This window comes from Agaribacterium sp. ZY112 (assembly GCF_041346925.1).
In the GTDB taxonomy this organism is placed as follows: Bacteria; Pseudomonadota; Gammaproteobacteria; order Pseudomonadales; family Cellvibrionaceae; genus Agaribacterium.
In genome coordinates this window covers 1437056-1450088 of the sequence record NZ_CP166840.1, presented here as the reverse complement: position 1 = coordinate 1450088, position 13033 = coordinate 1437056, and the positions used below count along the sequence as shown (strand labels likewise).

10 protein-coding genes are annotated in these 13033 nt (G+C 43.3%); 5 read left to right on the top strand and 5 right to left on the bottom strand.

The genetic code is table 11. The features are described from left to right. Positions 1 to 458: 458 nt before the first annotated feature. The 3 genes from AB1S55_RS06385 to AB1S55_RS06375 all read right to left on the bottom strand — a co-directional run bounded on the left by AB1S55_RS06385 (position 459) and on the right by AB1S55_RS06375 (position 4153). Positions 459 to 2003, bottom strand: a complete 1545-nt coding sequence (locus AB1S55_RS06385) for a hypothetical protein (protein WP_370980965.1) — start codon at positions 2001 to 2003, stop codon at positions 459 to 461. Positions 2004 to 2023: 20 nt separating this feature from the next. Further along, the gene (locus tag AB1S55_RS06380; protein WP_370980964.1) at positions 2024 to 3721 is read right to left on the bottom strand and encodes a rhomboid family intramembrane serine protease; all 1698 of its coding nucleotides are present in this window, start codon (positions 3719 to 3721) and stop codon (positions 2024 to 2026) included. Between the two features lie 153 nt (positions 3722 to 3874). After that, positions 3875 to 4153: a peptidylprolyl isomerase gene (locus tag AB1S55_RS06375; RefSeq protein WP_370980963.1), complete on the bottom strand. Its 279-nt coding sequence runs from the start codon at positions 4151 to 4153 to the stop codon at positions 3875 to 3877. A 117-nt stretch (positions 4154 to 4270) separates the two neighbouring features. Between AB1S55_RS06375 and AB1S55_RS06370 the strand changes: the two genes are divergently transcribed. The 3 genes from AB1S55_RS06370 (at position 4271) to yghU (ending at position 7365) form a co-directional block, all read left to right on the top strand. Further along, entirely contained in the window at positions 4271 to 5878 is a 1608-nt protein-coding gene (locus AB1S55_RS06370) for a methyl-accepting chemotaxis protein (protein WP_370980962.1), read from the top strand. A 112-nt stretch (positions 5879 to 5990) separates the two neighbouring features. Continuing rightward, complete coding sequence (locus AB1S55_RS06365; RefSeq protein WP_370980961.1) at positions 5991 to 6302, top strand: MGMT family protein; 312 nt, start codon at positions 5991 to 5993, stop codon at positions 6300 to 6302. 196 nt (positions 6303 to 6498) lie between these two features. Next, entirely contained in the window at positions 6499 to 7365 is an 867-nt protein-coding gene (gene yghU, locus AB1S55_RS06360; RefSeq protein ID WP_370980960.1) for a glutathione-dependent disulfide-bond oxidoreductase, read from the top strand. A gap of 70 nt (positions 7366 to 7435) precedes the next feature. On the opposite strand, the gene AB1S55_RS06355 is transcribed toward yghU, so the two are convergent. Then, complete coding sequence (locus tag AB1S55_RS06355; RefSeq protein WP_370980959.1) at positions 7436 to 8644, bottom strand: porin; 1209 nt, start codon at positions 8642 to 8644, stop codon at positions 7436 to 7438. Positions 8645 to 9184: 540 nt separating this feature from the next. Here AB1S55_RS06355 and AB1S55_RS06350 point away from each other — a divergent pair. Continuing rightward, positions 9185 to 9613, top strand: coding sequence for a GNAT family N-acetyltransferase (locus AB1S55_RS06350; RefSeq protein WP_370980958.1), 429 nt, complete (start codon positions 9185 to 9187; stop codon positions 9611 to 9613). Between the two features lie 85 nt (positions 9614 to 9698). Here the strand turns inward: AB1S55_RS06350 and AB1S55_RS06345 are convergent, their stop codons facing one another. Then, positions 9699 to 10739 carry an ester cyclase gene (locus AB1S55_RS06345; RefSeq protein WP_370980957.1) on the bottom strand — a complete coding sequence of 347 codons (1041 nt, stop codon included), beginning with the start codon at positions 10737 to 10739 and terminating at the stop codon, positions 9699 to 9701. 142 nt (positions 10740 to 10881) lie between these two features. On the opposite strand from AB1S55_RS06345, the gene AB1S55_RS06340 reads away from it, so the two are divergent. Then, on the top strand, positions 10882 to 12975 hold the full coding sequence (locus tag AB1S55_RS06340) for a winged helix-turn-helix domain-containing protein (protein ID WP_370980956.1): 2094 nt from the start codon (positions 10882 to 10884) through the stop codon (positions 12973 to 12975). The last annotated feature ends 58 nt before the right edge of the window (positions 12976 to 13033 follow it).

The window sequence follows — 13033 nt, the reverse complement described above, 5'->3', positions numbered from 1 at the left end:
ATATAGTCTTTTACATACTCAAACACCTAGCTTGTACCCTTTTAACCTAGATATGTGTTATTAAGCATGCCTTTCATAGACCAACAAACAGCCATATAGACCACATCATAGGGTGCATATTAATCCCTGAACAATAAAATATATACCCTATTAACAACCACTATTATTGCAGTTTTTATCTAAAACAATCTAATTCACTACAGCCAAATTAAACATAAAAAAACCAATTAATCATAATAAAAAATCGGACAGTCATGCGGACACTCAGACAAAAGCAAGATCAAGCAAGAGAAGAAAAGGACAAAAATAAAACAAGGAAGGAAAGGGGAGAGGGAGGACACCTACTTTCTTATACAACAAGCAATAGCATAAAATGCCCTTCAAACATTCACACAAACCAAAACTTCTAGAAGTTAAGCATATAAATAAACAACACCGAATTAGCGATCTCTCAAAAACTACAACTTAAAATCAATGGGAGGTAAATCACCAGAAATCTGGTCCTTTTCTTTTGCGCTGTTTTCCATAGAAGATGCGACTTCATCCATGCTATCAAGCGCTAATTCATCACCTGCCCTAGCCCGAATAGACTCCTCTAAGGACTCCGCTCTTACTTTATTCTTAGGGGGAAGCCTGCGCTTTTTAGGTTTCTTTTCTTCCTCCTGGCTTTCTGGGCTAAACATTACAACAAGCTTCTTACAGGCTTGTATATGTTGACTTTTTGCACCGCTAAATTCTAGAGCCTGAAGCATAAGCTTATACGCTTCGGCTAAAAATCGATATTTTGGATATTGTTTATGTAGGCCATTGATCAACCTGATTGTTGCTGGGAAATCACCACTCTCTAAGGTTTTTTCGGCAATGGCATGACGAACAACCGCGGTATCAGGCAAATACTTTGGAGAAAGTAAAACGCAACGACGATATTCACTGTAGAGCAGCGCATCCTGCTTTTGACTGTGCAATAAAGAAAAATACACATTTGATAACTTCACCAAGCTGCCAATATCTTTTGTTGCACATACATAGTTAAAAAACTCACTATGCAAAGAGCGGTCTGTTGGCTGCTGTTGAATCAAGCGAATAAACTCATCGAGAACAAATTTCTGATCACCTTCTTTCAGCATCACATCCATCTTGGCTCGAACGCGATCGTAGTCACTGCGAATAACGACATCTCCATCCATACGTGCGGCAAAACCCAACTGCTCTTGATACTGAAAAATCATATAACCCATAATGTGGAAAATGACGATGGTGTAATAATTAGCAATTGAAGCTTGCAGGATTGATCCCAATACCGGCACATACTCACCAGCTAAAGTGCCGACAAACTCCATTGATGCAAACATCAGCATAATAAAACCCAAGAGCAAACCATAAGAAAGGCCAATGGCTTTAATCAACTGAATGGCTTTAACTGGGTCTAAAGCAGCGATAATGGTGTCATGCATAGCAAAGTTAATAATCATTGCCGGAGAAGCCGCTACTATCAATACCGCAATAAACATTCCCGCACCGGGGCCAAGATAAGCATAGGCAAGAGAAACAACAGCACCTAGAACAATACTTAAAAAGAACAACTGCAGTAGTAATACTAAACCACCACTATAAGCCTCTGTAATACTGGGTGCCTTACTCCCTCCTTCAGCAGTGCTTTTTAAACAAGAAAAGCAGTATTTCATAAAGACGCCAAATAGCATCAATATCCAGATAAAACCAAGGGGCGCATAGGCCAACAAACTTGTTAATACCGCACAGCCGATAATTAAAATAATGGCGTCTGTACTGGCAGGGTAATGCAAACTTTCTTTAAGTCGACGCCAAAAAGGCAGGGCTGTGTGGCTCGCACCTAGTGATTGCACTTTGCGAGAACAAGTAAAGCACGTCGCTCCTTCACCAAGGCCTTTTTTATCATCAACACAGGCATCGCAGCTATGCAGTTCACAACGACTACAATAATGTGTTGCGGCTACGCTAGGGTGATATTTACAGTAATTCATAATAACTCTCTGAAAAGACTCTAGGACTCTGCTAGCAAATTATCAGCATATGATAAGTAAACTTGCCGCTTCTTTTCATTATTCACCTCTGCAAACGCTTTGGCTAAATGGCGAGCCAATAAGGGCAACTGATTAGCCACAGAGCGATCACTCTGGCTCTTCTGTTTGTTAAGTGCATCATTAAACAGGGATTCAGCATAGTTAATTTTATCCATAGCTGCTTCACCATCCACAAACTGCATACCTAATTGAGCAAGTTCTTGAATACTTAAATGTTTACGTAACACCGGATATGCATCAAGCAAGCGACATATTTTATTTAGGTACTTAGCCTCTATACTTCTGGACTTCAATATTGCCAAGGCTGTTTTAGCTGCCTGCTTGGGATTCTCTTTAATGAGTAAATTGAAATACATATAGTCCAGCTCAATATCTGAACCATAGCTTTGCATATGTTCGGGCAACAATTTGAGTGCACGTACAAATTGATAGTTCTCTAAAGCTGCATATATTTCCGCTAATGAAAGCTGCTCCGCCGAGATGCTTTGGTCTTCTTCTACGTAGTCCATATCAATGGCCGCAGGCTTCAGGTATTGGCTAATAGTGATTAATACTCCCCCCAAAACAAAACCACCAACATGGGCCATAAATGCGGTTGAGCTATTGTCCTCCATAAAATATTGCACAAGCTCATTAGCAATATATACAGGTAAAATAAATAAAGCCGGAGCACGAAAATAACCAACAAAAGCAAAAAACCAATAAAAGAACTCAATCTTCCTAAGTTTAAAAACCGCTAAATACATTGCCATAACACCAGACACAGCACCGGAGGCACCAACCAAGGGAACATAACTATCTAGACTGAAAGCAAAGTGCAATAAACCACCAGCTGTACCACTGGCCAAATAAAATAATAAAAACTTCAAATGACCGATGGCAGCTTCAACAGCAAAACCGCAGATTATCAAAAAAAATAAATTGCCCATCAGATGCATAATGCCACCATGCAAAAACTGATAAGTAACTAAACTTGTTACAGACAGCACACTGTCGAACAGATCGGCAGGAATCAAGCCAAACTTAAGGTTACTGGTTGTGCGAATTATCTGATGGGCCTGCTGACGAGTCTTTAACCAATTGTCTGTCAATAATAGCGACTCTTCACGCAGGGCTAACTCATTAAAGTCCATCTCATCGGCACCGCTATAAGCGTGTGAATACGACGTATCGTAATTTAGATCCTGAGGAATCTGGCCAAGTTCCCAAGCCCCTTGTCTAGTAGCATTTAACAGTTGAGGCTTAATGTAATTGGTATCGGCATAGGTTTCTTGCAAAAACACCTGAAAGCCTTTATCTGCAAGCAGCAAATAGCTTAAGTGAAAAAGATCCCCTTTTTCATAAACTTTTTGTACTTGCTCAAGCTTGACTAAGCGTTGGGTCGAAGGTTTAAACGAACTAGCTGCCTGAGGGGCTGGCTCACCTTCAACTGGCGGCTCTTCAACCTTAATAATGGCTTGGGTGCTGTAATGAATAAATGCAGGCCAGTCCGCAGCCAAATAAACATCGGGCGCATAGCTTTCAAAGGCTTTTTCGAACTTGCTATCATCCCCCGACTGGTAGGCAAAAAACACCACCACATTGAGAATAACCAGACAAAACAAAACGATTGGCGCACGCGATAAATCGAAGCGTTTTTCTGTAGGAATAATGATCATCTCACTTCCTTGTAACTGTTAACTGGAACTATCAACTATATAGCCTTATGCACTACCAGCCTTATACACAGGACAAACTAAAACTTCTGAATCAATTAACTAGAGCCTTGTTCACAGCCATTGCGGAACGCCCAATGCACATAAAACAAACAGTTAGTCTCGATAAATCGTTTCGATAAGATGATAACCAAATTGGGTCTTAATTGGACCGTGTACAGTCAAAATAGGCTTATTAAATACAACGCTGTCAAAGGCCTTAACCATTTGCCCAGGCGAGAACTCACCTAGGTTGCCATCTTCTCTTTTTGATGGACACTGAGAGTGTTTCCTAGCCAATGTGCCAAAATCGGCGCCTTGAGCAAGTTGCTGCTTTAGTTTTTCGGCTTCGCTTTTCGTTTTTACTAGGATATGACGGGCACTCGCTCGCTTCATAAGACACTCTCTACGTATTTCTTTGTGCTTATCATCTCATATTTACTCTCGCTCTGCGCCACAGCAACTACACTTAAGCTTACCTTTCTTCCCACTAAGTTCAGCACAGGAAAGCCCATGACTCTGGCGCTCAATAGCATCAACAAGAAGGTTATGCTCGGCTACATAGCCGTATTAGTTTTACTTACCTGCTCTGCATTACTACTATTCCAACGAGCAGTGAGTATTACCGAACAAAATCAGGCCTTTCTTGAGAGACAACTCCCCAAGCTAAATGCCAGTGCTGCCCTTGAGTCTCAGCTCTCTAAACTACAGCTTGCAGCTTATGCGCTCTATGGTACAACGATAGACAGCAATGCTTTTCGTGAAACTCAGCAACAACTACAGCAAGCGGTCAAAGCGGAGCTAAAACAGATAACTAAGCTAGGTACAGACAGCCACGCTATAAGTCTAGGTCTAGAAACGCTCAATCAAGATTTAAACGCTCTAAATACAACTATGTCAGCCAGTAGTATTGACTGGGATCTTGCACGCAATCAGTTGGCGCAACTGTCACAAACAAGCACTCAAATTGAAAGCGAGCTGGGCAGGCTTAACAGCAACATTACTAACGAGGCAACACAAGGCGGCCAGCAAATATCGAATAAAATTGACGGTATGCGCAGCCTTATTCTACTGACTCTATTCCTGTGTATTGCTATCACCATAGTGGCCTACATTGCCAGTCAACGCAGCATCGCTTACCCAGTCAAAAAGCTCGCGGAGCAAATATCTAAGATTACCCACAGCCGAGACCTGCGCTTAAGTATCGATAGTGAAAGCAGTGATGAAATAGGTGTGACAGCCAACAGTGTAAATCAGTTGTTAAATGCATTTTTACAAGAGAATCGTAAGCTGCAAAGCTCAATTCACATTCTTGGCGAAAAGGCTCAAGGCGTTGAGAATAGCAGCACCCAAACCGATCAGCAGGCCGCCGAACTCTCTTCATGTGTCGATAGCCTCTTAAACAATATTGATACTGTTGAACAAGGTATCGATAACTGCGCCCTGCGTGCTAAAGACGCCTCCAACATGGCTCAAACCGGCGCCAACCAAGTAGCCAAAGGCGCACAAGAACTTGGTAGTACAACCCAACACCTAAGCAGCCTGGCAAAAGAGATTGAACACGCCGCTAGCCTTTTAACAGAACTCAAAGGCGCCGGAGATAGCGTCAGCACCGTGGTCAAATCCATTGATGAAATAGCCGGGCAGACCAATTTACTCGCATTAAACGCAGCCATTGAGGCCGCACGCGCAGGTGAATCAGGTCGTGGCTTTGCCGTCGTGGCAGATGAAGTACGCACTCTGGCCTCACGCACACAGGAATCAACCCTAGAAATCAGCACTATTCTCGATACCATCGTCAACTCCATTGCCGACACCGTTGGCACCATGGAAAAAAATCGCGAACAAGCAAATACAACCGTAGAGCTGGCTGCAGGCACTGTTGACTCACTACAAGAAATCCAACAAACAATTGAAGCGCTCAGCGAAGAGAATAGTGCATTGGCAAACTATGCCAACATTACCGCCAAACAAACCATTGACATGCGCAGTGATGTCGATGCGATTAGTGCAAGCCGTGAATCACTAATTAGCAACAGCCACTCTTCAAAAGCCATATCCAGCTCACTCAGTGAACTCGCCTATGAGCTTAAAGACACGGTTGATCAATTTAAGGTTTAACATCGGGTGAAACCAAAAGAATTAAAAAACGACTAAACATTAAACTTATTTTAGCTTTACAGAGAGGGGCTTAAGTTAATATGCTCAAGCTTAACCACCACTTATGTAGGTTATGAAAGAGCTCAACAAACAGCAAATTATCTGGCAAGTTATCGCCAGCATCCCCAAGGGTAAAGTCTGCTCTTATGGCCAAGTTGCAAGCCTTGCCGGCCTTGCAAATCACGCCCGCTATGTTGGCAGTACCTTAAAGAAACTCCCCTCAGGCACTCAACTACCTTGGCACAGAGTAGTAAACGCCAAAGGTGAATTATCCTTTCCCCCAAATAGCCCAGCCTACCAAGAACAAAAAAAGCGGCTGGAAACTGAAGGTATATGCTTCATTAAAGAGAAAATAGCACTAGCAACTTATGCTTGGAAACCCTGAGCCAAAGCTTATACAAACTGCAATTGCCCTGCCTAACAACACCTAGCCATATATCAATGCCTGCACAGGCCTTGTTTTCACTGTAAAGGGCACCACTAAGCTTTAGTAAGATTCTTAAGCTCAAGCAAGACTAAGCGCTAATATCACAATGAACTGCAGGTATTAAGCAAGTTCGATAATACCAAGGAGCAAGTAAATGCCAGATATAACTGAAACCGATATGGACGCGGAACAAGCCTACCAGCCAGAACGAATCTGGACTTGGAAAAAAGCCAACGGTGGTGAATTTGCCAATATAAATCGCCCCATAGCAGGGCCGACTCACGATCAAGAACTCCCCAGAGGCAAACACCCCTTCCAGCTTTATTCTATGGCCACCCCCAATGGGGTAAAGGTCACCATTATGTTTGAAGAACTACTTGCGCTGGGCATGACGGAGGCCGAATACGATGCTTGGCTTATTCGCATTACTGAAGGCGAACAATTTAGCAGTGGTTTTGTCGATATGAATCCAAATTCTAAAATCCCAGCTTTAATTGATTACAGCTCTGATCGCCCTGTGCGGGTATTTGAATCAGGTTCTATCTTGCTCTATCTGGCCGACAAGTTTTCAGCGTTTATCCCTGAAACAGGCTCCGAACGAGCAGAGGTTCTTAATTGGCTATTTTGGCAAATGGGCAGTGCACCTTATCTTGGTGGCGGTTTTGGTCATTTTTACGCTTACGCACCAGAGAAAATGGAATACCCCATTGAACGCTTTACCATGGAGGTTAAACGTCAGCTTGATGTGTTAAACCGCGAGCTTGAACATAAGCCCTACATTGCTGGAGACACATATAGCATTGCCGATATCGCTATCTACGCTTGGTATGGAAGCCTGATATTAGATAATCAATATGATGCTGCTGAGTTTTTAGCTGTTCATGAATATAAGCACGTATTACGCTGGGCAAAGCAAATCAGTCTGCGGCCAGCAGTGATTCGCGGACGTAAAGTGAATCGTTATTGGGGCGAGGAATCAGAGCAGGTGATAGAGCGGCACAGCACTCACGATATTGACTAAAGGTCTCTATAAAGAAAAAACCCGCAGGAAAACTGCGGGCTTTTTAAATACGAAAAAGTAAGTACTAGGCTTAAAAGGTAATAAAATAGCCTGCCGTAGCGGTTAAGAATTCATTTTCTTCGCCAGCAGGAACCACTTCGTTATTCCAAGTTTCAACACCTACTTTAAAACTTGAATAGTCGTTCAATAAATAACTGACCCCCAAACGTGCACTGCTAAAACTACCAGCATCGTTATCACCGTTACTGCTCCACTGCTCGTAACCTGCCCAAGGCTGCCATTTCTCGCCAAGCTGATATGCGGCCTGTAAATAATAACCAGTACCTTCCGCTTCTTTACCACGCGCTTTATTTGCCCCTAACAAACTGCCATCTTGGAAGGTCAATTGATCTGCGCCACCAAGATCAAGATTAATCAAAGCAGCTTCAAAGGTGACTTTAGCTTTAGCAACAAATAAATCGACACTGCTAAGCGCATAGTCAACTTCATGGCCGCTAGTTACATCCTTGGCCACACTGCCTTGTTGGTCGTAGCTTACTCCCAAACCAATGGTGTCTTTTTTACCTAGGTAATTTGCCGCATTAAAATAGCCATTTTCAGCATCACCAAAGTTTACTTGGCCACGTAAGGTGTAGCGCTTATCACCTGAAGCACTTTGCGCACCTTCGTAGGTACCCGCGTAATAGCTAAAGTGCATCTTCTCACTGTAATCTGCAGCACCAAAGAACGTGGCACCCGTATCTCGAACATCAACATCACCGCGTAAGCCTGCGTCAGTTTCTGGCTGAGTCTTACGGGAAAAACCCGCAAGAGCTCGGGTTCCCCAAGTTAAGCTCTTATAAGTTAACGAGGGGCGGTCAATAGCAAGCAAGGCTCCTGAAGAGGTCACGTTTTGGCGCAAGGCTGGCGACATGTGCTGCCCAATAACTACCTGCGCTTCTTGTTTAGGTTTAAATTGAACAAAGGCATCAATCAGAGCAACGCCAGAACCTGATTTATCTTGCTGACCGACCATATCGGTTTGTAAAAAGAAGGTAATCCAATCATCAACCGTGCTTGAGAAACGAATACGGGCACGGCGAACTTGATATTCAGTTTCATCCTTTTCAGCTAAAGAGCTATCATCGGAGTGGCTGGCCAGTACATGCAAGCGGCCACCTAATTTCATATCAATATTGTCAGGTAGCTTGAGCGTACCAGGTTCGGCTATAGCCGCTGATGAAGCAATAGATAAGGCTAAGGCCGCAGGCAGTGCCGCCATTTTAAACATTGTTCGCATGGATTTTCCCCGTTTTCTTTTAGCCGCCATTGTCCAGTAGCCAAGTACCATTACATTTGATACTAGTCAGTAGAGAAGAGATTTATAAACAATTTCAAAGTATTCATCTTATTCAAAGCAACGGCACTCTAAGCTATGATGCTGCTGCACATATAATAAGGATATAAACCATGCAATGCGTACTATGCAAAGAACAGTTCAAGCGAACAGAGGTCGAACACCGCCACAGCAGCCCGTTTAAAACAGAGATAGAATGCCCTCGCTGTAAAAAGTGGCTTAAGAAAAGCCCCAAAACTGCAGCCTGTCAAACATATGGTGTACTTGTTTGGCTGCTTTGGCTTGCCGCTGGCCTAAATGTTATACAGCTCAGCCAAACTCAATTCTTGCTATCGCTGTTTGTTGCTATCACTCTTTTTTGCTTCAGCGTGCCGCTGGCCAAATGGCAAGCCAAAACAGAGGGCCCACACAATTAAAAAGACACCCCTTAAGTGGCATATACGCCCAGCCCAAGTCAGTGATGTTGAACAGGTAAGCATATGCATGCAAGAAGCCTACGAGCCTTATAAAGCTCGACTACAAGGAGCATTCTTACCACCACTTACAGCAGACTATCAAAGTGAGATTCGAAACTACCCTGCTTGGGTGCTAGAACAGCAGCTAGAACAGCCACCGAAAAAACAAGAGGGAAAACAAACAGACCTGCTTGGCGCCTTATTTATGGATTTCCACAAGCAGGCCTTTATTGCCAATATCGCGCTGAGGCCCAGCAGCCAAGGTTTGGGTATGGGCTCAGCACTGATTAAGTTTGCCGAGCAAGAAACACGTAAACGCGGCTTTAACGAACTGTATTTAGCCACTCACCACCTACTTAATGAAAACCTAAGCTTGTATCAATATCTTGGTTGGCAAGAAATTGAACGCAACAAGCAAAAAGTGGTGATGAAAAAAGTACTGCCGCTATCTAATTAAAGGCACCAAGTCAGCACTTAAACAACAAGCTTGCGCCCCTAAAGACACAAGCTTGTGCACGCCCTAGCTGATAAAAATCAAAACCTTAAAAAACATCCCAATGCTCAACAATTCGATTGATATTATTATCTACCCGCCACAAGTCGGCCACCAATAAACTACCGTTCGGCTGACGACGGAAAGTCCAAACAATATCGCCTTCGGCTAAAGCTAAGAAAACATCGATACCACCGGTTCTACCGTCTGCTATCCAGCCCCTTAGTTCTGCAGAGCCGTTACCTATACCACGGTTGTGTTGAATATAATCAAGTGAAATTGAAGCATCAAATAGTTCTAAATCGTGATTATTGAAGGTGTTTTCATAAAATTCGACCACAAAGATTTTATTTTGCTCTTCGATCTCGATATCACTATTAGCTAAGTTTGATCCGTAGTCATATAAATCACTAAACATCGAGTTGCGACTTTCAGTTTCACCACTTGAGTTCTGGCTTACGCTCCAGCGCTCCACCACAAGACCATTATCTAAACGGTACAAGTCTACATAAGCGTTACCTGTTTTTTCATCACTAGGCGCTGTGCTGTAATGCCAATGCACGGCGACATAATCACCATCGGCAACAATATGTTTAATCGTGGCCGTTTTATCTGGGTTATCTAAAAGCAATAACTCATAAGCATCGCGCTGTGCCTGCAAGCCATTTGCCACAGGACTTCTATCAATAACATTGACGGCAAAAATATCATCAAGTAACTCCGTGAAATGACCATTGATCACATGCTCATATACTTGCTCAACAATCTGCTTATTATTGTTTTCACACTCTAGGGCACTGCAATTTAAATCCGGTTGCACAGCAACTGGAGCGCCCGATGCACTAGGTGAAGATGAAACCAAAGGCGATGGCGATGGCGATGGCGATGGCGATGGTAAAACAGAAGCTTGCGGAGATGGAGAGGCTACAACTGTAGCAACCGGGGAAGGCGAAATACTGCCTGTTGGTACTGAAGGTTTATCCGAGCCACCGCAGGCACTTAATATAAAGACTGCCCCCACTAAGCCAACTCCATTGAATAACGACAACAAGCCCTTAATACGACCGCGATTTAACAGTGTTTGATTCATCTCTATCCTTCCTCACAATAAGTATTTGAATTGCGCACGGCGTGCGTGGCACGTATAGTTCCGTTCAGCATTCTGTGAGCCAATGAAGGGCTTATGATGTTTCCATTTTTTTATTATCCCCTTTATTTTCAATAGGTTAGAAGTGTCTCTAGAGTGTCATTTTAAATCGGAGTTTGTTTTTGATGGCATTAAAGTAACGCCTCAAACCAATAGCCTTACGCGCAATGGCCGAGAGAAACGCCTTGAACCCAAGCTCATCGAGCTTTTATGCCTGTTTGCCCAGCACCCCAAACAGGTGCTCACTCGAGATCAGCTAAACCAAGCAATTTGGCATGAACAAGTTGTGGGCGATGACGCACTTAATCGTGCAATTTTTGCTTTGCGCGGTGCTTTGGGTGACGACGCAAAAAAGCCCCGCTATATCGAAACCATTCCTAAGCGCGGTTATCGTTTTTTAAGCGTGGTTAAGGTTGAGCACAGCAGAAAGCAACAGCGCCCCTTGCTTGTACTGATCATCGCTCTTTTCTTGACCCTTGCTGGTGGCTTGACTTTATTTTTTACCACATCAGAACCACGCACCTTAGAAATTGACAGCATTAAACCTGTGACCTATCACGAGGGGGCTGAACGTTTTATGACAATTGACGCCTCAGGTCAGCAAATGCTCTATGTACGCTTTGCTCCAGAAGGTAATCGCATCTACCTAAAACAACTCAATAACCAAGATGAGCAAGCTGTCAGTGAGTTCAGCGACAGCTACTTTTCTCTACAGTGGATAGACAACAGCAGTTGGTTCTACGTTAAATACGACGGTACTCAATGGCAGGTGTTTAAGCAACGTACGGGGCAAGCTCCAGAGCTTATCTATAGCAGCGACCGCTTTATCACTGGAATCGCCTATACCCCTCAAGACAGTGATAACTTGCTGCTAACAGAAAGTATTAACCCCGAGAACACCCACCTATATAAACTGGATATACAAAGTGGGGAGCTAGAAGACCTACACCAGAATAGCAAGCTGCCCAATAGAATTGGTTTTATGCACTATAGCCGCGACGGTAAAGCTTTGTATTTTGTTGCTCAAACGAAAGAGGGTGTAGATATTTACGAGCTGCAATTAAAGTCCTCGACAAACCCAAATCAAGAGTTAGGTACACTCACAATACTGAGTTCCGAATTCGATCGCATAGACAGTTTTAACTTATCTACTCGCAATTCAGAACTTATCGTCAGCGGACAAAAACATAAGGCTCAGGGGCTCTGGTTATTAAACATAGACCAACGCGATTCGAGCTTATTATTGCGCAGCTCCGATGCTCCCGCTATTTACCATGTGGCCGCCAGTCCACAGCGACAAGCTATTTATTATGAAAACACGCGCTACGACTTCGATTTATTACATTATTCCACTCAGAATAAAGAGTTAAAAGCCTTAGATAAACTTAACAACTTAGCAAGAGATGGCTTAATCAAACGCCACCCTCTTAATCAAGATTTGTATTTTGTCTCCAACCGCAGTGAATCCGTCGAGTTATGGCGCTACGATGCCAGCACTCAAAACCTTAGCCCGCTGAGTCAGCTTGGCGCAATCAATATCAGCAGTTATGTATTTTCAAATAACGGTAACTATATTGCCATTGGCTACCAACAGGCCGACAAGCATCAACTTGCTGTATTAGAAACCAAATCAGGCAAGATAGTACACAGAAAAACAACCGACATTCCGATGTTTCCACTGCGCTGGAGCCAAGATCAGCAGCACATTTATATCAGTGAACATCAAAGCAAGGTGGTTTTATATCGCTTTAATATCGAGCTTAACGAACAACAGATCATCAAAGAGAGCGCTGGTTTGTTTACTCAAGAAAGTGACGATGGCAAGAGCCTATATTTTATTGATTACTCTGAGCAAGCCCTTGTGCAGCGCAAAGATAACAAAGACCAAGTTATTAGCCGTAAAATACGCAATCTCAAATGGTTGAGACCAGGCCAAGCCGCCGTATTTGATAAAGAGCTTCGAGTCTATTATCCCTATAAAGGCCGGCTTTATAGCGATAACTACCAACTAAGCACAGAACCTGAACAACAAAACGATCAACAAGGCCTGGTCATACATCAGTACGCCCCTGAGAACTCATGGGTTAGCTGGATAGACCCTAGCAACGCTGATATTTATCTTAATGTTCAGCGCATGCCCCAGGGTTCTATTCAGGAAATCAGGCTAAAGTCTCACTAACACATCTTTCCCCCCTATAAAGATAAAACCCTACTTTTTGTGTGTTTGAACTAATACT